Origin of the sequence: Streptomyces sp. NBC_00775 (assembly GCF_036347135.1) — a bacterium.
In the GTDB taxonomy this organism is placed as follows: Bacteria; Actinomycetota; Actinomycetes; order Streptomycetales; family Streptomycetaceae; genus Streptomyces; species Streptomyces lutosisoli.
The window spans coordinates 7,501,852-7,523,379 of the sequence record NZ_CP108938.1; the positions used below are offsets into that span (position 1 = coordinate 7,501,852).

Below are 21,528 nucleotides of genomic sequence, written 5' to 3' on the forward strand. Positions count from 1 at the left end.
CAAGCCTCCGTCGCCTCTTCGTGCGGACCGCAGTTTTTCGCTCTCTACGCGCGTCAGGCCGACACGCCGCCGGACAAACCCGTCCGGCACGCGTCATCGTCGTGCGCACAGTTCACCGCGCGGTACGCACCAACGCCGATCTCCGCGAAGTTGCGGAGACTGTCAGTGCCCGGCTCGAAATAGCCGGTGTGACCCTTCGCGTCGGCGGCGGACAGGACCCGCGCCCCGAAGTCCTTCGACACCGGGTCGGCGCCGTGCCCGAGGCTTCCGACCTCCAGGTACGGCACGTTCTGGATCCAGTCGTCGGCGTCCCGCATCGACCAGACCTGGGCCGTGGTGTGCAGGTTCGCCGCCTTCTCGGCCCGCATACCGGGGCTGCCCGCGACGGCTATGTCGGAGACCCGGGAGGGCAGCTCATGGGCGGCGACCCCGCACAGTACGGAGCCGTAGCTGTGGCAGTACAGCGCCACCGGTGAGCTTCCCGGCAGCCCCCGCAGCATCGCGTTCAGCCGGACCGCGCCCTCCTCGGCGCGCATCGCGGTGGCCGAGTCGATGCCGAGGCCGCTGGGCGCCGTGTAGTCGGCCCAGGCGATCACGGCCGTACGCGTGCCCGGATCCGCCGCGCGCTCCGCCGTGTACAGGGAACGCGCCATGCCGACCGGCGCCGAGTACTTCTTGAAGGTGCGCTGGAAGGTCATCAGGTCGGTGTCGACGCCGGGCACCACGACCGAGATCCGGTCGGCCTTGTCGAGGTTGCCGTAGACCTCGGCGACGCGGCCCGAGCCCTGGGGGTCGAAGGCGAGGATCTTGCGGCCCTTGCGCAGCAGCGCCTCGTAGCGGTGCATACGGCGGCCCGCGTCGTGTTGGCCGAGCGCCGAGAGCCGGTCGTCGTGCATGCGCTTGAGCTCGACCTTGCGCTGCTGTTCCAGGGCGATGCGGTTCGCCTGGTAGCGCAGCGTGGCGGGCGCCCCGTTCATGTTGCCGACCGCGAGCGGATAGCGGTGGGCGAGCCCCGCGCGCTGCTGGGCGTCGAGCGTGGCGAAGAAGTGGGCCAGGCGGCTCGGCGCGGAGTCGGGGTCCGGGAGCTTGTGACCGGCGATGCGGCCGTGCTCCCACGCGGAGAGCGACGCTTGGAGCGGCGTCGCTGTCCGGTGGCTGTTGAGCGCGGTCCAGCCACCGGTGGCCAGCATCACGAACACCACGGCCAGCGCGAGCAGTGCGCGCCAAACGCTGAGTTGGGGGGAGGTATCGAAGGAAGTCACTGAGAGGACACACTAGGAGAAGTGAGGTGCCTCCCGTTAAACGAGTGAGCGGGATCACGTTTCTGGTGGGGTAATTGGGGCAAAGCGGGTTCAGTTTGAGATAAATAGTGACGCTCCGTGTGCGTCAATGATCATTCCGTGCATCGCTTTTCCTTCGCTGATCTTCTGCGGTCTTCTGCGGTCTTCGGTGATCACTCGGTACGCCACTTCTCCGCCAACGCGGGCCCCACATGGTCGAGATAGGTGGCGGTCAGTTCGCGGATCGCCTCGACGCTGGTGTCCTCGCCCGCGCCCCACAGTCGTCCCGTGACGCGCATCACCCCGCCGAACACGGCGACCGCGACGCGCGGTCGTGGATCCGCGTCCACGTCGAGGCCCTCGCGTTCGGCGATCACCCGGGCGATCTCCTCCTCCAGCTCGGCGGAGCGGCGCAGATGGACGGCGACCAGCGCGGGCGTCGACTCGATCAACTGGAAGGTGCGCATGTGCAGTTCGATCGGGACGACGGCGTCGATCGCCTCGCCGATGGTGTCCCAGCCCTCCAGGACGGCCCGTCGCAGCGCCTCCAACGGGGCTTCGTGCGACGGGCGTTCACGCACGACGGCGAGGAAGTGCGACTCCGCGAGCCGCTGGCTGAAGAGGGCGACGTCCTCCTTGCCGGCGAAGTAGCGGAAGAAGGTGCGCTGGGAGACGTCGACGGCCTCGGCGATCTCGTCGACGGTCGTCTGTTCGTATCCCTTGGTGGTGAACAGTTCGAGGGCGGCCCGCAGCAGCGCGTCCCGGGTGCGCTGCTTCTTGCGCTCGCGCAGCCCCGGGAGTGGTGCCGTCGCCGCCGTCACCGCACTGTCCGCGATGTCCATGGACCTCTCCTTCGAACTGTTCGCCCAGTTCAGCCTATGTGTGAGTGGCGTGACAGTTACCGACATGTGAATTGGATTGTCAACTGTCAGCGACTGTCACTAGCCTCGAATGCATGACTAGTCAGACCACCATCGACACGACGGGCTCGGGGGACAAGACTCCGGTCGCCCTGTCGGACCGGGCCCCCGCCAAGGGGCTGCGCGGCCATCCGTGGTTCACCCTCATCACCGTGGCCGTCGGGGTCATGATGGTGGCCCTGGACGGCACCATCGTGGCCATCGCCAACCCGGCCATCCAGAAGGACCTCGGCGCGAGCTTCGCCGACGTCCAGTGGATCACCAACGGCTACTTCCTCGCCCTCGCCGTCACACTGATCACCGCGGGCAAGCTCGGCGACCGGTTCGGGCACCGGCAGACCTTCCTCATCGGCGTGGTCGGCTTCGCCGCCGCCTCGGGGGCCATCGGTCTGTCCGACAGCATCGCCCTCGTCGTCACCTTCCGCGTCTTCCAGGGCCTGTTCGGCGCGCTGCTGATGCCGGCCGCGCTCGGCCTGCTGCGGGCCACCTTCCCGGCCGAGAAGCTGAACATGGCGATCGGCATCTGGGGCATGGTCATCGGCGCGTCCACCGCGGGCGGCCCGATCCTCGGCGGTCTGCTGGTCCAGCACGTCAGCTGGCAGTCGGTGTTCTTCATCAATGTGCCGGTCGGCGCCATCGCGCTCGTCCTCGGCCTGCTGATCCTGCTCGACCACCGTGCCGAGAACGCCCCGCGCTCCTTCGACCTCCTCGGCATCGCGCTGCTCTCCGGCGCCATGTTCTGCCTGGTCTGGGCGCTCATCAAGGCCCCGGCCTGGGGCTGGGGCGACGGCCTGACGTGGGCCTTCCTGGGCGCCTCGGTGCTCGGGTTCGCGCTCTTCGCCCTCTGGGAGAAGAGGGTGAAGGAGCCGCTGATCCCGCTGGCGCTGTTCCGCTCGGTGCCGCTGTCGGCGGGCGTCGTCCTCATGGTGCTGATGGCCATCGCCTTCCTGGGCGGCCTGTTCTTCGTCACCTTCTATCTGCAGAACGTGCACGGCATGAGCCCGGTCGACGCCGGCCTGCACCTGCTGCCGCTCACCGGAATGATGATCGTGGGCTCACCGCTGGCCGGCGCCCTGATCACCAAGACGGGCCCGCGCATCCCGCTGGCGGGAGGCATGGCGCTCACCGCGATCTCCATGTACGGCATGTCCACGCTGGACACGGGCACCAGCGGCGCCGTCATGTCGATCTGGTTCGCCGGCCTCGGCCTCGGTCTCGCCCCCGTCATGGTCGGCGCCACCGAGGTCATCGTGGGCAACGCGCCGATGGAGCTCTCCGGCGTCGCCGGCGGCCTCCAGCAGGCCGCCATGCAGATCGGCGGCAGCCTCGGTACGGCCGTCCTCGGCGCCGTGATGGCCTCCAAGGTCGACGGCGACCTCGCGGGCAACTGGGCCGACGCCAAGCTCCCGCCGCTCACTCCGGCCCAGCTCGACCAGGCCTCCGAGGCGGTCCAGGTCGGCGCCGCGCCGGTCACCAAGGACACCCCGGCCGCGATCGCCGCGCAGATCACCGACGTCGCCCACGACACCTTCATCTCCGGCATGAGCCTGGCCTGCCTGGTCGCCTCCGGGGTCGCCGTCGTCGCGGTCTTCGTCGCGCTGCTCACCAAGCGGGGCGCCAACGCGGAGGCCGCGGGCGCGGGAGCCGGCCACATCTGACGGGCCGTCTTCGTTCGGTTTTCGCCTATCAGGGTGACTGAGCTAAAGATCCCTCCCACCCGGCACGCGCCGCACGTCACAGTGGGTCAAGTCCTCCGCACGACCGGGAGGACCAGCCGGAGCTGCGGCGCGCTGCCGGAGGGGGGCAGCGCGCAGCAGGCCGTTTTAGGGGCGCGGGGAACTGCGCGACCAGCCACGACGGGCCGGCAGTCAACAAACAACCCCCCGCGCGTCAGCGCGAATGCTCCTCGGCTCCCTCCGGCACCGGCTGCCGAACCCCACCGCCCAGCGCAGCCATCGCAGCAACCTCCGCCCGCAACGCCCGCACCTCCTCCGTCAAAGCCTCGATCGCCGCCGTCTGCCGCCGCTCCTCCACGTCATCCTTCTCGAACCGCGAAATGAACCACGCGGCGATATTGGCGGTCACGACACCGAGCAGCGCGATGCCCGACAGCATCAGCCCCACCGCGAGCATCCGGCCCATGCCGGTGGTCGGGGCATGATCCCCGTACCCCACCGTCGTCATCGTCGTGAACGACCACCACACCGCGTCGCCCAGCGTCTTGATGTTCCCGTTCGGTGAATCCCGTTCGACGGACAGCACCGCGAGCGAGCCGAACATCAGCAGCCCGATCACCGCGCCCCCGACGTACGTCGTCAGCTGGATCTGCGAGGCCATCCGCGCCCGCCGCCCCACCAGCGTCAGCGTGGCCACGAGCCGCAGCAGCCGCAGCGGTTGAAGGATCGGCAGGATCACCGCGCACAGGTCCAGCCAGTGGGTGCGTACGAAGTCCCGCCGCTGCCGGGCCAGTACGAGCCGTACGAGATAGTCGGCGGCGAACGACCCCCACACCACCCACTCCACCACCGTGCACGTGAGTGTCAGCGTGGGGCTCGCGTCGCTGTCCACGATCGGCACGGCGTACGCGAGGGCGAAGGCCACCGCGAGCGCGAGCAGGGGCCGCTGGGTGTGCAGCTCCCAACGGGCCTGTGCCGATTGTTGCTTCATGCCCGCATGGTAGGAGCGACGAAGGGGCGGCGGAGCCGATGGCCCCGCCGCCCCTCGATGGACGTACCCGCGATTTACGCGTCGCCGCCGGCGGCGCCCGGGTCGGCCGCCGTCACGTCGAGCAGCTGGTAGCGGTCGATCGCCTGCTTCAGCACCGACCGATCGACCTTGCCCTCGCGGGCCAGTTCGGTCAGCACCGCGACCACGATCGACTGCGCGTCGATGTGGAAGAAGCGCCGGGCCGCGCCGCGGGTGTCCGCGAAGCCGAAGCCGTCCGCGCCGAGGGACTGGTACGTACCCGGCACCCACCGCGAGATCTGGTCCGGAACCGATCGCATCCAGTCGGAGACGGCCACGAACGGACCCTGGACGGCCGACAGTTTCTGCGTCACATACGGGACGCGCTGCTCCTCCTCGGGGTGCAGCAGATTGTGCCGCTCCACCTCGACGGCCTCGCGCCGCAGCTCGTTCCAGGAGGTCGCCGACCAGACGTCCGCCTTGACGTTCCACTCCTCGGCGAGGATCCGCTGCGCCTCGATCGCCCACGGCACGGCGACACCGGACGCGAGGATCTGCGCCGGAACGGCGCCCGAAGTGCCCTCGCTGAAGCGGTAGAGGCCCTTCAGGATGCCGTCGGCGTCCACGTTCTCCGGCTCCGCCGGGTGCTGGAGCGGCTCGTTGTAGACGGTGAGGTAGTAGAAGACGTCTTCCGAGTCCGGGCCGTACATCCGGCGCAGACCGTCCTGCACGATGTGCGCGATCTCGAAGCCGAACGCCGGGTCGTACGCGACACAGCCCGGGTTCGTCGAGGCGAGCAGCTGCGAGTGGCCGTCCGCGTGCTGGAGACCCTCACCGGTCAGCGTCGTACGGCCGGCGGTCGCGCCGAGCACAAAACCGCGCGCCAACTGGTCGGCCATCTGCCAGAACTGGTCGCCGGTGCGCTGGAAACCGAACATCGAGTAGAAGACGTACACCGGGATGAGCGGCTCGCCGTGCGTCGCGTACGCCGAACCCGCGGCGATCAGCGAGGCCGTGCAGCCCGCCTCCGAGATGCCGTCGTGCAGCATCTGGCCGGTCGGCGACTCCTTGTACGCGAGGAGCAGATCGCGGTCCACGGCCTCGTACTGCTGGCCGAGCGGGTTGTAGATCTTCGCGCTCGGGAAGAACGAGTCCATGCCGAAGGTGCGGTACTCGTCGGGCGCGATCAGCACGAACCGCTTGCCGATCTCCTTGTCCCGCATGAGGTCCTTCAGCAGACGTACGAACGCCATCGTCGTGGCGATCGACTGCTGACCCGAACCCTTCTTCACACCCGCGTACGTCTTCTCGTCCGGCAGGGCCAGCGGCTTCGACCGGACGACGCGCGTCGGGACGTACCCGCCGAGCCCCTTGCGGCGGTCGTGCATGTACTGGATCTCTTCCGAGTTCCGGCCCGGGTGGTAGTACGGCGGCGCGCCGTTCTCCAGCTGCTGGTCCGTGATCGGGATGTGCAGCCGGTCGCGGAAACCCTTGAGGTCGGCGACCGTCAGCTTCTTCATCTGGTGCGTGGCGTTGCGGCCCTCGAAGTTGGGGCCGAGCGTCCAGCCCTTCACGGTCTGGGCGAGGACAACGGTCGGCTGGCCCTTGTGCTCCTTGGCCGCCGCGAAGGCCGCGTAGACCTTCCGGTGGTCGTGACCGCCGCGGCCCAGGTGCAGGATCTGGTCGTCGGTCATGTTCTCGACCATCGCGCGCAGCCGGTGGTCGCCGCCGAAGAAGTGGTCGCGGATGTACGAGCCGGTCTCGGTGGCGTACGTCTGGAACTGTCCGTCGGGCGTGGTGTTGAGCTTGTTGACCAGCACGCCGTCGCGGTCCTGGGCGAGCAGCGGGTCCCAAGTGCGGTCCCACACCAGCTTGATGACGTTCCATCCGGCGCCGCGGAACTGCGACTCCAGCTCCTGGATGATCTTGCCGTTGCCGCGCACCGGGCCGTCGAGGCGCTGGAGGTTGCAGTTGACGACGAAGGTCAGGTTGTCCAGGCCCTCGCGCGCCGCGATCGACAGCTGGCCGAGCGACTCCGGCTCGTCCATCTCGCCGTCGCCGAGGAACGCCCATACGTGGGACTTGGAGGTGTCCGCGATGCCGCGCGCCTCCATGTAGCGGTTCATCCGCGCCTGGAAGATCGCGCCGAGCGGGCCGAGACCCATCGAGACGGTCGGGAACTCCCAGAAGTCCGGCATCAGCCGCGGGTGCGGGTACGAGGACAGTCCGTACGGCGCCTTCGACTTCTCCTGGCGGAACGCGTCGAGCTGCTGCTCGGAGAGCCGGTCCAGAAGGAACGCGCGGGCGTAGATCCCGGGGGACGCGTGCCCCTGGAAGAAGATCTGGTCGCCGCCGTCGCCCTCGTCCTTGCCGCGGAAGAAGTGGTTGAAGCCCACGTCGTACAGCGAGGCGGAGGAGGCGAAGGTCGCGATGTGGCCGCCGACGCCGATGCCGGGGCGCTGGGCCCTGGACACCATCACGGCCGCGTTCCAGCGGGTCGCGTTGAGGACCTTGCGCTCGATCTCCTCGTTGCCCGGGAAGAACGGCTCGTCCTTGGTGGCGATCGTGTTCACGTAGTCCGTGCTGCGCATCTCGGGCACGGCCACGCGCTTTTCGCGGGCCCTCTCGATCAGCCGCAGCATCAGATAGCGGGCCCGCTCACGGCCACGCTGATCGACGGCGGCGTCGAGGGAGTCGAGCCACTCCTGAGTCTCCTCAGGGTCGAAGTCCGGGACCTGGCTGGGAAGGCCGCCAATGATGATCGGGTTGCGATCGGATCCGGAAGCCACGCTGTTCCTTCGCTGTCAGAGGGCTGTCTACGGTGTTTTTCTGTCTGTCTGCACCGTTCCCCATCGTGTACCTCGGGAACGCAAACGTCATCTCTACCAGGGGGTAACCGAGACGTTCGTGCAGACCGTTCGGACGGGCCCGACCAAAACGCAACGATACGCTCAGTACGTGACGCGTTCCGCAAAGCCGTTCGGGCCTCGTACGCTTCAGGGGTTCCTAAATCCACAAACCGGGCAGAAAGGTGTGGTGTGCGTCACCCGTCACCGTGATTCGCTACCTGGAGTTGCGGCGACACCGCCGGGAACGTCACCGTTTCGGCGGTCTCGACGGCTGGGTACTTGCGCGATCCGTCCCGCCCGTGTGGACTACGGCCAACGCTGCGCGCACGCGCGCTGCTGTTCATCTACCGAAACACAATCAGGAGGCAAGCCGTGAGCGCGACCGCGGACCACGCGGAGGAGCGGACCAACCCGGCCGCCAGGCTGGGGTTCGAGCCCGGACAGGTGGTCCAGGAGATCGGCTTCGACGACGACGTTGACAACGAGCTCCGTGAAAGCATCGAATCGTTGATCGGCCAGGAACTGGCCGACGAGGACTACGACGACGTCGCTGACGTCGTGCTTCTGTGGTTCCGAGACGAGGACGGCGACCTCACGGACGCTCTGGTGGACGCCATCGGTCTCCTTGAGGACGGCGGCATGATCTGGCTGCTGACCCCGAAGACCGGCCGGGACGGCTACGTCGAGCCCAGCGACATCAACGATGCCGCGCAGACCGCCGGCCTCTCCCAGACGAAGAGCATCTCGGTCGCGAAGGAGTGGTCGGGCACGCGCCTGGCCTCGCCCAAGTCGAAGCGCTGAGCCACCGCTCCGTCTGCCGCAGAGCAACGTGAGACCCCCGCCGACACCACCGTCGGCGGGGGTCTCACGCATGCCCGAACCCGTTCGCGGGGGTCGCGCCGGGGGCGTGCGCCGATCACTGCGTACGCTGGTCGTCACCCGAACAGACCCTTGGAAGGGAAGCGTGTGACTATGGCGATCGAGGTCGGCTCCAAGGCCCCGGACTTCGAGCTCAAGGACAACCACGGCGCCACCGTGAAGCTGTCCGACTTCCGCGGTGAGAAGAACGTGGTGCTGCTCTTCTACCCCTTCGCCTTCACCGGCGTGTGCACGGGTGAGCTGTGCTCCCTGCGCGACAACCTTCCGCAGTTCACCGACCGCGACACCCAGCTGCTGGCCGTGTCCAACGACTCCATCCACACCCTGCGTGTCTTCGCCGAGCAGGAGGGCCTGGAGTACCCGCTGCTCTCCGACTTCTGGCCGCATGGCAACACTTCGCGCGCCTACGGCGTCTTCGATGAGGACAAGGGCTGCGCGGTGCGCGGCACGTTCATCATCGACAAGGAGGGCGTGGTCCGCTGGACCATCGTCAACGGTCTGCCGGACGCGCGTGACCTGAACGAGTACGTCAAGGCGCTCGACACCCTGTGATTCTTCGGTTCCAAGCCCTGCGGGGTCCGGGAACCCGTCACTAGGATCGACACGTTGATCCGATACCAACGCACTACGGGGCTTCCCGCCCCCGGACACCATTGGGAGGACTCGTGGGAGTCAGCCTCAGCAAGGGCGGCAACGTATCGCTGACCAAGGAGGCCCCGGGACTGACCGCGGTCATCGTCGGTCTGGGATGGGACGCCCGTACGACGACAGGCGTCGACTTCGACCTCGACGCCAGCGCCATCCTCACGAACGCGGACGGCAAGGTCAGCAGTGACGCCAACTTCGTGTTCTTCAACAACCTCAAGAGCCCGGACGGCTCGGTCGAACACACCGGGGACAACATCACCGGTGAGGGTGAGGGCGACGACGAGCAGATCAAGGTCAACCTCGCCGGCGTCCCGGCCGACGTCCAGAAGATCGTGTTCCCGGTCTCGATCTACGACGCCGAGAACCGCCAGCAGTCGTTCGGCCAGGTCCGCAACGCCTTCATCCGCGTGGTGAACCAGGCGGGCGAGGCGGAGATCGCGCGCTACGACCTCTCCGAGGACGCCTCGACGGAGACCGCGATGGTCTTCGGCGAGCTCTACCGCAACGGCGCGGAGTGGAAGTTCCGCGCCATCGGCCAGGGCTACGCCTCGGGCCTGCGCGGCATCGCGCAGGACTTCGGCGTGAACGTCTGAGCCGTTCCGCGCCTTGGCGTGAACGTCCGAGTCGATCTGGGCTCGGGCGGGAACGCTTGAGTCGGATGGCCTTCGGCTCTCAGGCCCGGCACCGCACCTCACGTGCGGTGCCGGGCCCGCAACACAACTGAAGGATTGACCTCGGGGAGGACCAGCATCATGGGCGTCACGCTCGCCAAGGGAGGCAATGTCTCCCTCTCGAAGGCCGCACCGAACCTCACGCAGGTGATGATCGGGCTCGGCTGGGACGCGCGCTCCACCACCGGAGCCGACTTCGACCTCGACGCCAGCGCCCTGCTGTGCAACGGCGGCCGGGTGCTCGGGGACGAGTGGTTCATCTTCTACAACCAGCTCAAGAGCCCGGACGGCTCGGTGGAGCACACCGGTGACAACCTCACGGGTGAGGGCGAGGGCGACGACGAGTCGATCCTGATCGACCTCTCCAAGGTGCCGGCCAACGTGGACAAGATCGTCTTCCCGGTCTCCATCCATGACGCCGACAACCGCGGCCAGACGTTCGGCCAGGTCAGCAACGCCTTCATCCGCGTCGTCAACCAGGCCGACGGCCAGGAGCTCGCCCGCTACGACCTCTCCGAGGACGCCTCCACGGAGACAGCGATGATCTTCGGCGAGGTCTACCGCTACAACCAGGAGTGGAAGTTCCGAGCGGTCGGTCAGGGGTACGCGTCGGGCCTGCGGGGCATCGCCCTCGACTTCGGGGTCAACGTTTCCTAGCCCGCCTAGGTCAGCCGAAGGGGCAGCCCTCTAGACTTCGTGGTCAACAGTGAGTAAAGCCGAGTACGGCGCGGGGGAGACCCGTACATACACGATTGGGTAGCCAGTGCTTCTGAAAACCTTCGGCTGGTCGTTCGCGATTACCGCGCTCGGTCTGGTCGCAGCGGCGTTCTACGGGGGGTGGACCGCCTTCGGTGTAGTGGCGATCCTGGCCGTCCTGGAGATCTCGCTGTCCTTCGACAACGCGGTGGTCAACGCCGGAATCCTGAAGAAGATGAGTGCCTTCTGGCAGAAGATCTTCCTCACGGTCGGTGTGCTGATCGCCGTCTTCGGCATGCGACTGGTCTTCCCTGTCGTCATCGTTGCCGTCACCGCCAAGATCGGCCCGATCGACGCGGTCGACCTCGCGCTGAACAACAAGGACCACTACCAGGAGCTCGTGACCGACGCCCACCCGGCGATCGCCGCCTTCGGCGGCATGTTCCTGCTGATGATCTTCCTCGACTTCATCTTCGAGGACCGGGACATCCAGTGGCTGCGCTGGATCGAGCGGCCGCTGGCCAAGCTCGGCAAGGTCGACATGCTGGCGGTCTGCATCGCCCTGGTCGTCCTGCTGATCACCTCGTTCACCTTCGCGGCCAACGCCCATCAGCACGGCGGCGCGCACGTCGACAAGGCGCAGACGGTGCTGATCGCCGGCATCGCGGGCCTGATCACGTACATGGTCGTCGGCGGACTCTCCGGCTACTTCGAGGACAAGCTCGAGGAAGAGGAGGAGCGCGAGCACGAGGAAGAGGAGGAGGCCGAGCGCACCGGCAAGAAGAAGCCGGCCGTCGTCCTCGCCGGCCAGGCCGCGTTCTTCATGTTCCTCTACCTGGAAGTGCTGGACGCGTCCTTCTCCTTCGACGGCGTCATCGGCGCCTTCGCCATCACCAACGACATCGTTCTCATGGCGCTCGGCCTCGGCATCGGCGCCATGTACGTCCGGTCGCTCACGGTCTACCTGGTCCGCCAGGGCACCCTCGACGACTACGTCTACCTGGAGCACGGCGCGCACTACGCGATCGGCGCGCTCGCCGTGATCCTCATGGTCACCATCCAGTACGAGATCCACGAGGTCATCACCGGTCTCGTCGGCGTCGTCCTGATCGCCTGGTCCTTCTGGTCGTCCGTACGCCGCAACAAGGCGCTCGCGGCGGCAGAGGGAAAAGGTGAGTCCTCGGACGAGAAGGCCGAGGTCTCGTCCGGGGTGTAACAGCCCACGGGTGTCCGGCGTGTGACACCCCACCGGCTTCCGGGGTGTGACACCCCTCCGGTTGAGGAACGCTCTGAGCGGGGCGGCCGTCGAGGACGAGTCCTCACGGCCGCCCCGCCGCATATCGAGGAACGTGGGGGGCGGAATGGGCATCTGGCAGGACCTGTGGCGCGGACGCTCGGCGGACTTCGACTCCGGCAGCGCGGCCACCAACTCCATCGAGCTGACCAAGCGGAACCACACGGTCTCGCTCACCAAGCAGGGCGCGGCCACCGGAAATCTGCGCATCAACCTGTCCTGGCGGATGCGCACCTCAGACATAGGCGGGCCGCAGCGCGGCAGCCTGCTGCGCCACCCCTTCCGCACCTTCAAACCGGAAGTGGTCCAGGCGCACACCCAGAGCATGGTCAACGTGGACCTCGACCTGGGCGTCATGTACGAGCTGACGGACGGCACCAAGGGCGTCGTCCAGCCACTCGGCAGCTTCTTCGGTGAGCTCAACGCCGCGCCGTATGTGAAGCTCAGCGGCGACGACCGCTTCGGCTCCGGGTCCGGCGAGACGGCGTTCGTCAACCTCGACCACCGTGACGACATCAAACGGCTGCTGGTCTTCGTCTACATCTACGACCAGACCCCGGCCTTCGACCGTACGCACGCGATCATCACGCTCTACCCGAGCAACGGGCCGCGCATCGAGATCGGGCTCGATGAGCGGCATCCGCAGGCGCGGTCCTGTGCGGTGGTGATGATCGAGAGCAACAAGGGGGAGGTGACTGTGCGCCGGGAAGTGAAGTTCGTGTACGGGTTCCAGGCGGAGCTCGACCGGCTGTACGGGTGGGGGTTGCAGTGGGGGCGGGGGTACAAGTCGAAGGTCGGCCGTTGACTGACGGTCCGCTTCGGTTCGCCCAAGAGCTCGGGTGGTGGGGGTGCGGTCGCGGCTGCGGGTTGTGTGTGGCTGGTCGCGCCCACGCGGCGGAGCCGCATATCGACACAGCCCCGCGCCCCTTACGGGGCGCCCGCTGAAGGGGCGGCCTCTAGCGGCCGATGAACTGGGGCCCCTGTGGTGGCAGTTTGAAGTCCGGGTCCGGGCCCGTGCCCACCGGCTGGGGGAAGCCGTAGGCCGGCTGTGCGGCCGGGGCGGTCTGGGGGTAGCCGTAGGAGGGCTGGCCGACGGGCTGGGGATAGCCGTACGCGGGCTGCTGGGGCACCGGGGCGGGCTGCTCGGGGGGAAGTGGCATCGACGTCTCGGGGACGGCTGCGGGCGCGGACCAGGCCGCGGCGTCGGGTACGGATCCGGTCACGGGTGCGGCGGCGGCCGAGGCGGCCTCCGTCTCGTCCACCGTGATCCCGAAGTCGGAGGCAAGCCCCTCCAGACCGTTCGAGTAGCCCTCGCCCAGCGCGCGGAACTTCCAGCCCCCGCCGCGCCGGTACAGCTCGCCGCAGATCAGCGCGGTCTCGGCGCCGGTCTCCGGCTTGATGTCGAAGTACGCCAGAGGTTCGCCGTCCGCGACGGCGGCGTCGTACAGCAGGATGCGCAGGTCCCGTACGCGGTCGAAGGTGACGTCGTCCGCCGATGCGACCAGAAGAATCTGTCCGACACCGGACTCGACACCCGCCAGATCCGTCTGGATCGTGTCGGTGAGGCCCTCGGTGACGCGTTTCTTGCCGAGCCGCCAGACCTTGCCGGAGGGATGGCGGGGCTGGTTGTAGAAGACGAAGTCCTCGTCGGATCGCACACGACCGTCGGGGCCGAGGAGCAGCGCCGAGGCATCGACATCAGGGACACCCTGCCCGGGTGTCCAGCGCAGCACCGCGCGCACCGCTGTGGCGTCCAGCGGGACGTTCGACCCTTTCAGCATCGCGTGCGTCATGCGGTCATCCTGCCCTCTCGGTCCTGGTCACGACAACGTGGGGTCTCCCCAGAACCGGTGGGTGTTCGACATGGCCGAGTTACCTGAACTTCATGCCCGGTGGGAACCCCTGACATGGATCTATACGTACTATTACCGGCCACATCACGTAGGGCCGCATCACCGGCCACATCACATCGGGCCGCCTAGCCGCCACGGGGGAGTTTCATGCGTCATTTTGGTCACATTGCCCCTGAAGAGCGGCAGCGCCTGTTCTTCCGGGAGCCGGGCGTCTTCACCGCCGACTCGCCGGCCCGGGTGCTCTCGGCGGCCCTCGGGGCGACGCTGTACAGCCCGGCGACCCGGCCGCAGCTGGCCGACGACATCGTCAAGCAGGCCGGGCTTGGTGTGGTGTCCATGGTGCTGTGCCTGGAGGACTCGATCCACGACGACGAGGTCGAGGGCGCCGAGGAGAACCTGGTCAGGCAGTTCACCGACCTCGCGGGACGCGAGAACGTGGGCGAGCTTCCGCTGCTGTTCATCCGGGTCCGCTTCCCCGGGCAGATCCCCGACCTCGTCCAGCGCCTCGGTCCCGCCGTGCGGCTGCTGTCCGGATTCGTGATGCCGAAGTTCACCGAGGAACGCGGCATGCCCTTCCTGGAGGCCCTCGCCTCCGCCGAGACGGCGAGCGGGCGGCGCCTGTTCGCCATGCCGGTCCTCGAATCGCCCGAGCTGCTGTACCGGGAGTCGCGCGTGGAGACCCTGGAGGGCATCTCCCGCGCCGTCGACAAGTACCGCGACCGGGTGCTCGCACTGCGCCTCGGGGTGACGGACTTCTGTTCCTCGTACGCGCTGCGCAGGGCCCCCGACATGACGGCGTACGACGTCCAGGTCGTCGCCTCCGTGATCGCCGACGTGGTGAACATGCTGGGGCGGGCCGACGGCACCGGCTTCACGGTGACCGGGCCGGTGTGGGAGTACTTCCGGGTCCAGGAGCGCATGTTCAAGCCGCAGCTGCGTCGCAGCCCCTTCCTGGAGGGGCAGGCGGAGGAGCTGCGCGAGGCGCTGATCGAGCACGCCATGGACGGGCTGCTGCGCGAGATCACCCTCGACCAGGCCAACGGTCTGATGGGCAAGACCTGCATCCACCCCTCGCACGTGCTGCCCGTGCACGCGCTGTCCGTCGTCAGCCACGAGGAGTTCAGCGACGCGCAGGACATCCTGAGGCCCGAGCGCGGCGGCGGGGGTGTGCTGCGGTCGGCGTACACGAACAAGATGAACGAGGTGAAGCCGCATCGCGCCTGGGCCGAGCGCACCCTCCTGCGCGCCGAGGTCTTCGGCGTGGCGCACGAGGACATCGGCTTCGTGGACCTGCTCGCCGCCGGACTCCCGGCGTGAGCCGGCCGGACCGAGCGACGCGGAACCCGATCAACAAGGAATTGATGAACAACGCAGTGAACGACGTGGACCACGTGCACAACACGGACGACGTGAACAACACAGTCGACGTGAACGACGTGGTGTGGACCGGGACTTGGGTCGCCGAGCGGCTCGGCGTCGAACTCGTCGGCGACGAGAAGCTGAGCGACCTGCTGGGGCTCGCGCTGCGCCGCAACCCCAAGCGTGCGCATCTGCTCGTGTCCAACGTCCTGGGCAAGCACGTACCGCAGTCGCCGTCCGTGGTGTACGGGTACGGGTTCGCGCTCGGCCGGCGGGTGCGCGACCTGCTGGGCACCGAGGACGCCCGCGCGGCCGTGGTCCTCGGGTACGCGGAGACGGCCACCGGGCTCGGCCACTCGGTCGCGGACGGCGTGGGCCTCGCGCCCTACCTGCACTCCACCCGCCGCCCGGTCGAGGGCGTCGCCCGGGCGGGCGGCTTCGAGGAGTCCCACTCGCACGCCACCTCGCATCTGCTGCTCCCCGAGGACGCCGGTCTGCTGGCGGGCTCCGGCCCGCTGGTCCTCGTCGACGACGAGTTCTCCACCGGCAACACGGTCCTCAACACGATCCGCGCCCTGCACGAGCGGTATCCGCGGGAGCGGTACGTGGTCGTGGCCCTGGTCGACATGCGCTCGCCCGCGGACCTGGGGCGCCTGGAGGACTTCGCCGCCGAGATCGGCGCCCTGGTGGACCTGGTGTCCGCGGCCTCGGGCACGGTGAAGTTTCCGGAGGGCGTCCTGGAGAAGGGGCAGGCCCTGGTCGCCGCGCACGAGACGGCGGCGCCCGCGGCCCCCGCTCAGGGACGCGCCGGCAAGGCCACTCGCGTCGAGCTGGGCTGGCCCCGAGGCGTCCCCGACGGCGGGCGGCACGGGTTCACGCCCGGGCATCGAATACGGCTGGACGGGGCGCTGCCCGCCATGGCCGCCCGGATCGCCGACGCGCTGCCCGACGGCGCCCGGCGGGTGCTCGTGCTCGGCTTCGAGGAGCTGATGTACGCGCCGCTGCGGCTGGCGCGGGAGCTGGAGCAGGTGGTGGACGCCGACGTGCGCTACTCCACGACCACCCGCTCGCCCGTCCTCGCCCTCGACGACCCCGGTTACGCGATCCGCAGCCGAATCGTTTTCCCGGCCCACGACAACCCCGACGACGGCCCCGGCGAGCGCTACGCCTACAACGTCGCCGGCGCCGGCTTCGACGCCGTGGTCGCCGTCGTCGACTCCGTGGCCGACACCCCCGAACTGCGTGCCCCCGACGGCCTGTTGGCCCAGCTCGCCGCGCACACCCCGAGCGTCCTGCTCGCCGTCGTCCCCAGTTACGTCCCCGCACGGCCGTCCACCGAAAGGCCCTCCATGCTGCCTGAGCCCCTCCGCGGCCCCGCCTTCTCCTCGTACGCGCCCGAAGAGGTCGGCTGGCTGCTCCAGGACCTCTCGGACGTGGGCCTGGAGGCGCCGACCGAGGAGCGGGAGGAGGCCATCCAGAGCGGCGGCGCCCACTACGCGGAGTCGCTGCCGGTCGAGTACCAGCCGAGCCCCCAGTACCAGGAGCTGTTCCACACCGCGCTGGGCACCTCGGCCGCCCGGATCGCGCAGGCCGTCGGCGCCGTCACCGAGCTGGTGCTCGCCGAGCGGTCGCCGCGCCCCGTGCTGGTGTCCCTGGCCCGCGCGGGCACGCCCGTCGGTGTCTTGATGCGCCGCTGGGCCGCGCACCGCCACGGCCTCGACCTGCCGCACTACGCCGTCTCCATCGTCCGCGGCCGCGGCATCGACGCCAACGCGCTGCGCTGGCTGGCCGCCCACCACGACCCGGCCGACGTCGTCTTCGTCGACGGCTGGACCGGCAAGGGCGCCATCACCCGCGAACTCGCCGACGCGATCAAGGAGTTCGAGGACTCCGACGGCATCACCGGCTTCGACCCGGAGATCGCGGTGCTCGCCGACCCGGGCTCGTGTGTGAAGACGTACGGCACCCGCGAGGACTTCCTCATCCCCTCCGCCTGCCTCAACTCGACGGTCTCCGGGCTGATTTCGCGTACGGTGCTGCGCTCCGACCTGGTCGGTGAACACGACTTCCACGGCGCGAAGTTCTACCGCGAGCTCGCCGGCTCCGATGTCTCCGTCGACTTCCTGGACGCCGTCGCCGCCCACTTCGCCGACGTCGCCGACGCGGCCTGCGCGCAGGCCAAGGAGCTCCTCGCCGCCGACCGCACCCCCACCTGGGAGGGCTGGGCGGCGGTTGAGCGGATCAGCGAGGAGTACGAGATCCACGACGTGAACCTGGTCAAGCCGGGCGTCGGTGAGACCACCCGGGTGCTGCTGCGCCGCGTCCCCTGGAAGATCCTCGCGCGCGCCGGAGCGGGCGCCGACCTCGACCACGTACGCCTGCTCGCCGAGCAGCGCGGGGTGCCCGTCGAGGAGGTCGCCGAACTCCCGTACACCTGCGTGGGGTTGATCCACCCGAAGTACACGCGCGGCGCGACCGGCGCCGACGGCAAGGCGGTGACGGTCTGATGTCCGCGCCCAAGGTGCTCGTCGCCAGTGACCTCGACCGTACGCTGATCTACTCCTCGGCCGCCCTCGCGCTGACCATGCCGGACGCCCGCGCGCCCCGGCTGCTCTGTGTCGAGGTGCACGAGAGCAAGCCGCTGTCGTTCATGACGGAGACGGCCGCCGCCCTCCTCACCGAACTCGGTGACCTGGCGGTCTTCGTCCCCACCACGACCCGCACCCGCAAGCAGTACCAGCGCATCAACCTGCCGGGCCCCGCGCCGACGTACGCGATCTGCGCCAACGGCGGGCACCTGCTCGTCGACGGGGTGTCCGACCCCGACTGGCACGCGAGCGTGACGGCGCGGCTCGCCACGGAGTGCGCGCCGCTGGCCGAGGTGCGGGAGTACCTGGAGGCCACCGCCGACCCGGCCTGGGTCCGCAAGCACCGGGTCGCCGAGGACCTGTTCGCGTATCTGGTGGTGGAGCGCGAACTGCTGCCCGAGGAGTGGGTGAAGGAACTGGCCGTGTGGGCGGAGAGCCGCGGCTGGACGGTGTCGTTGCAGGGCCGCAAGATCTACGCCGTGCCGAAGCCGCTCACCAAGAGCGCGGCCGTGCGGGAGGTCGCCCGCCGCACCGGCGCGCCGCTGACCCTCGCGGCCGGCGATTCCCTCCTGGACGCCGACCTGCTGCTGGCGGCCGACCGGGGCTGGCGCCCGGGCCACGGTGAACTCGCGGAGTCCGACTGGACGGCGCCCGCGATCACCGCGCTTCCGGAGCGGGGGGTCTCGGCGGGGGAGCGGATCCTGCGGGAGTTCCTGCACGCCGGCCGCCCGGGAGCGGCTGCCTGAGTGCGAGGAGTGGCGGCCCGGGACCGGCCTGCTCAAGCCTGAGCGCCCGGGACCGGCCTGCTCAAGCCTGAGAAGTCGGCGCCCGGGACCGGCCTGCGAGGGGTCCGGGAAAAAGACTGAAGAGTTCCTGAGAAATCTTCCGGGTTCAGCCGCAGCAGCCCCCGCCGCAGCAGCCGCCTCCGCCCCCGCCGGAGCGTGGCGCCGGGGCCGGGGCGGACGCCGAGCCGCCCGTGGCGACGGAGACCGTCGACAGGAGCTTCACCGTGTCGTCGTGCCCGGCGGGGCAGGCCGCGGGGGCGGCGGACTCCGCCATCGGGCGGCTCAGTTCGAAGGTGTCGCCGCAGGTCCGGCAGCGGTACTCGTAGCGAGGCATGCTCACAGGTTAGCCGGAGCCGGCCGGCGGTCGTAGGGCTCCGCGGCCTTCCCGTGGTGCGGTCGCCGCGAGCGGTGCCGGTGTCCGGGGGATGGGACCCGAAACCGGGGGGCCGAGGGCGGACGGCCCGGGTGTGCTGGTGGGTTGAGTTGGCCTCTGAGCTTTTTTGTCTGATCGCTGATCGAAGCGATCGTATTGGACGCTGATAATTTAGGAGGGCCGCGACGAGCCGCAAGGTCGGGGAGGGGGGCTCGCAGCCGCATATGTGGCCGCTGCATCTACCCGCGCGCGCAATTCCGAAGTGCGGAGGGAGACGCAGTCGTGACCGAGGCATGGCATCGAACGGGTGTCCCGCATCCCCTGGGCCGTCCATGCGCCGGAGCCTGCCGTGGCTAGACCGCAGGAGGGCGACGACCGCCCGAAGCGCGCCGAACCGCAACAGCCCGCGCGCCGTCGTACGGCGAACGAGGTTCCCGCTGAGGAAACCACCCAGCTCCGTATCCCGCCCCGTGCCGAGGAAACCACCCAGCTCCGCATCCCGCCCGCCGCCGAGACTCCCGCCGAGAGGACCACCCAGCTTCGCATCCCGTCTCGCGGGAACGTCTCCGCCGAGGCGCACCAGGAGGCGGAGGAATCCGCGCAACGAGCCGACCGGGGGGCGAGTTCAGGCCATCGCGGCAGCCGCCGTAAACCCGCACCGCCGTCCGGCCTCGCCGCGCGGTTCGCACCCCTCGCCCGCCGTCTCAAACCGCGGTACCCGCGGCCCGGCCGCTCCGGCTGGCGGCGCTGGATGCCCTCCTGGCGGCAGTGGCTGGGAGCCTGGGGCCTGGCCATCGGGCTGACCGGCACCCTGCTGGTCATCGCCTACGCCGCCACTGACATACCCGAGAACCTGAACACCTACGCCACCCAGCAGGACAACGTCTACTTCTGGTCGGACGGGACACCCATGGCCCGTACCGGCTGGGTGCGGCGACAGGCGATGCCGCTGAAGGACATCCCCGAGGACGTGCGCTGGGCGGTCCTCGCGGCGGAGAACGAGAGCTTCTACTCCGACCCGGGCATCTCCCTCAAAGGAATCGGCCGTGCTCTGGTGCGCACTGTCGGCGAGGGTGACACCCAGGGCGGCTCCACCATCACCCAGCAGTACGTCAAGAACGTCTACCTGACCCAGAACCAGACGGTGAGCCGCAAGTTCACCGAGGCGATGATCGCCCTCAAGCTCGACAACAAGATGAGCAAGGACAAGATCCTGGAGGGCTACCTCAACACCAGCTGGTTCGGCCGCGGCACCTACGGCCTCCAGCGTGCCTCCCAGGCCTACTACGGCAAGGACGTCAGCCAGCTCAATGCCAGCGAGGGCGCCTTCCTCGCCTCCCTGCTCAAGGGCGCGGGCCTGTACGACCCCACCCTGAGCAAGGCGAACCACGCCCGCGCCGTGGAGCGGTGGTCCTGGATCCTCGACCGCATGGTCAAGATCGGCAAGCTGTCGCCGGCCGAGCGGGCCACCTATAAGAAGTTCCCCGCGCCGCTCAAGCAGTCCCAGACGTTCGACACCGGCAAGCAGAGCGACTACCTGGTCGAGCTGGCGACCCAGTACGCCAAGAAGGCCGGGCACATCTCGGACAAAGAGTTCGACCTGGGCGGCTACCAGATCTACACGACCTTCGACCGGAAGCGGGAGACGGCGCTCACCGACGCCGTGACCAAGGCCCGCAAGAAGGCGCTCAAGGAGGACCCCAAGGCGGCGAAGACCGCGCACTACGGGGCCGCCTCGGTGGCCGCCGACGGCAGGATCCTCGCCGTCTACGGTGGCCCCGACCACCGTACGCAGGGCTACAACGAGTCCAACGCCACCACCGTCCCGGCAGGTTCGGCGTTCCTGCCGTTCGTCTACGCCGCCGGCCTGGAACACGGCGTCCACAAGACGCGTGGCAGCACCGCCACACCGGTCACGCCCGACTCTGTCTACAACGGCGACGACGGCGTCCCGGTCACCACGCCCGAGGGCCCCTACTGGGACCGCAGCGGCAAGAAGGTCGCCGCGCACAACGACGGCAAGAAGTCGTACGGGCAGATCACTCTGCGCAAGGCGCTCGCCGCGTCCGTGAACGTGCCGTTCATGCAGCTCGGGATGGACACCGGCCTGGCCCAGGTGCGCAAGACCGCTGAGGCGGCAGGCCTGCTCTCGTCCAGCATGGGACCGCAGGTGCCCGCGCTGTCCCTGGGCAGCTCCACGCCCAGCGCGATCCGGATGTCGAGCTCCTACGCCACCTTCGCCGCGGGCGGGACGCACATCGAGCCCTACTCCGTGCGGCGCATCACCCGCAACGGTTCCAAGGTCGACCTGGACACGCCCGGTCCCCATCGCGCGGTGAGCGCCGAAGTGGCCCGCGAGGTCACCGAAGCGCTCACGGACTCCTTCAGTACCGGCCACGCCGGCGCGGCGCCCGCGTCGGCGCAGGTGGCCGGGAAGGCCGGCACCACGTCGGACGACAAGGCCGCCTGGTACGTGGGCACGAACCGTTCCGTGACGACCTCGGTCGTCCTCTACCGCATGGACCTGACCAAGAGCCTCGAACCACTGCCCCTCAAGGGCATCGACGCCGTATCCGGCGCCGACGTCCCGTACGGCATCTGGTCGGGCGCGATGAGTCCGCTGCGCTGACCCCGGCGGTCGAGCGGCC

General features: G+C 69.0%; 17 protein-coding genes. 11 read left to right on the forward strand and 6 right to left on the reverse strand.

All coding sequences use genetic code 11. From position 1 onward, the window contains the following. Nucleotides 1–53: 53 nt before the first annotated feature. Both OIC96_RS33345 and OIC96_RS33350 read right to left on the reverse strand, forming a co-directional pair. Nucleotides 54–1,262 carry an alpha/beta hydrolase gene (locus OIC96_RS33345; protein ID WP_330304297.1) on the reverse strand — a complete coding sequence of 403 codons (1,209 nt, stop codon included), beginning with the start codon at nt 1,260–1,262 and terminating at the stop codon, nt 54–56. A gap of 191 nt (nt 1,263–1,453) precedes the next feature. Further along, on the reverse strand, nt 1,454–2,122 hold the full coding sequence (locus OIC96_RS33350; RefSeq protein ID WP_330304296.1) for a TetR family transcriptional regulator: 669 nt from the start codon (nt 2,120–2,122) through the stop codon (nt 1,454–1,456). Between the two features lie 113 nt (nt 2,123–2,235). On the opposite strand from OIC96_RS33350, the gene OIC96_RS33355 reads away from it, so the two are divergent. After that, the gene (locus tag OIC96_RS33355) at nt 2,236–3,858 is read left to right on the forward strand and encodes an MFS transporter (RefSeq protein ID WP_330304295.1); all 1,623 of its coding nucleotides are present in this window, start codon (nt 2,236–2,238) and stop codon (nt 3,856–3,858) included. A 232-nt stretch (nt 3,859–4,090) separates the two neighbouring features. On the opposite strand, the gene OIC96_RS33360 is transcribed toward OIC96_RS33355, so the two are convergent. Both OIC96_RS33360 and aceE read right to left on the reverse strand, forming a co-directional pair. Next, on the reverse strand, nt 4,091–4,867 hold the full coding sequence (locus tag OIC96_RS33360) for a potassium channel family protein (RefSeq protein WP_330304294.1): 777 nt from the start codon (nt 4,865–4,867) through the stop codon (nt 4,091–4,093). A gap of 74 nt (nt 4,868–4,941) precedes the next feature. Further along, nucleotides 4,942–7,674: a pyruvate dehydrogenase (acetyl-transferring), homodimeric type gene (gene aceE / locus OIC96_RS33365; RefSeq protein ID WP_330304293.1), complete on the reverse strand. Its 2,733-nt coding sequence runs from the start codon at nt 7,672–7,674 to the stop codon at nt 4,942–4,944. A gap of 432 nt (nt 7,675–8,106) precedes the next feature. On the opposite strand from aceE, the gene OIC96_RS33370 reads away from it, so the two are divergent. From OIC96_RS33370 to OIC96_RS33395, 6 genes are all read left to right on the forward strand, one after another. Continuing rightward, nucleotides 8,107–8,535, forward strand: a complete 429-nt coding sequence (locus OIC96_RS33370) for a DUF3052 domain-containing protein (RefSeq protein WP_330304292.1) — start codon at nt 8,107–8,109, stop codon at nt 8,533–8,535. Between the two features lie 171 nt (nt 8,536–8,706). Further along, the gene (locus OIC96_RS33375) at nt 8,707–9,165 is read left to right on the forward strand and encodes a peroxiredoxin (protein WP_327428389.1); all 459 of its coding nucleotides are present in this window, start codon (nt 8,707–8,709) and stop codon (nt 9,163–9,165) included. Between the two features lie 113 nt (nt 9,166–9,278). Continuing rightward, nucleotides 9,279–9,854 (forward strand): TerD family protein, encoded by a 576-nt coding sequence (locus OIC96_RS33380; RefSeq protein WP_327428388.1) that lies wholly within the window; start codon nt 9,279–9,281, stop codon nt 9,852–9,854. A gap of 159 nt (nt 9,855–10,013) precedes the next feature. Then, entirely contained in the window at nt 10,014–10,589 is a 576-nt protein-coding gene (locus tag OIC96_RS33385) for a TerD family protein (RefSeq protein ID WP_327428387.1), read from the forward strand. Between the two features lie 106 nt (nt 10,590–10,695). Next, on the forward strand, nt 10,696–11,844 hold the full coding sequence (locus OIC96_RS33390) for a DUF475 domain-containing protein (RefSeq protein ID WP_330304291.1): 1,149 nt from the start codon (nt 10,696–10,698) through the stop codon (nt 11,842–11,844). 145 nt (nt 11,845–11,989) lie between these two features. Next, nucleotides 11,990–12,727 (forward strand): TerD family protein, encoded by a 738-nt coding sequence (locus tag OIC96_RS33395; protein ID WP_330304290.1) that lies wholly within the window; start codon nt 11,990–11,992, stop codon nt 12,725–12,727. A gap of 151 nt (nt 12,728–12,878) precedes the next feature. Here OIC96_RS33395 and OIC96_RS33400 read toward each other — a convergent pair whose 3' ends face one another. Further along, on the reverse strand, nt 12,879–13,715 hold the full coding sequence (locus OIC96_RS33400) for a TerD family protein (protein WP_330304289.1): 837 nt from the start codon (nt 13,713–13,715) through the stop codon (nt 12,879–12,881). A gap of 207 nt (nt 13,716–13,922) precedes the next feature. Between OIC96_RS33400 and OIC96_RS33405 the strand changes: the two genes are divergently transcribed. Genes OIC96_RS33405 through OIC96_RS33415 form a run of 3 tightly spaced genes read left to right on the forward strand, consistent with a single transcriptional unit; the run spans nt 13,923 to nt 18,468 of the window. Next, nucleotides 13,923–15,092 carry an HpcH/HpaI aldolase/citrate lyase family protein gene (locus tag OIC96_RS33405; RefSeq protein ID WP_330304288.1) on the forward strand — a complete coding sequence of 390 codons (1,170 nt, stop codon included), beginning with the start codon at nt 13,923–13,925 and terminating at the stop codon, nt 15,090–15,092. A gap of 44 nt (nt 15,093–15,136) precedes the next feature. Then, the gene (locus OIC96_RS33410) at nt 15,137–17,641 is read left to right on the forward strand and encodes a phosphoribosyltransferase (protein WP_406501561.1); all 2,505 of its coding nucleotides are present in this window, start codon (nt 15,137–15,139) and stop codon (nt 17,639–17,641) included. Next, complete coding sequence (locus OIC96_RS33415) at nt 17,641–18,468, forward strand: HAD family hydrolase (RefSeq protein WP_330304287.1); 828 nt, start codon at nt 17,641–17,643, stop codon at nt 18,466–18,468. Before OIC96_RS33410 ends, OIC96_RS33415 begins: the two co-directional genes overlap by 1 nt. A gap of 145 nt (nt 18,469–18,613) precedes the next feature. On the opposite strand, the gene OIC96_RS33420 is transcribed toward OIC96_RS33415, so the two are convergent. After that, nucleotides 18,614–18,841 carry an FmdB family zinc ribbon protein gene (locus OIC96_RS33420; protein ID WP_327428380.1) on the reverse strand — a complete coding sequence of 76 codons (228 nt, stop codon included), beginning with the start codon at nt 18,839–18,841 and terminating at the stop codon, nt 18,614–18,616. 388 nt (nt 18,842–19,229) lie between these two features. Between OIC96_RS33420 and OIC96_RS33425 the strand changes: the two genes are divergently transcribed. Beyond that, on the forward strand, nt 19,230–21,509 hold the full coding sequence (locus tag OIC96_RS33425) for a transglycosylase domain-containing protein (RefSeq protein WP_406501559.1): 2,280 nt from the start codon (nt 19,230–19,232) through the stop codon (nt 21,507–21,509). Nucleotides 21,510–21,528: the final 19 nt, after the last annotated feature.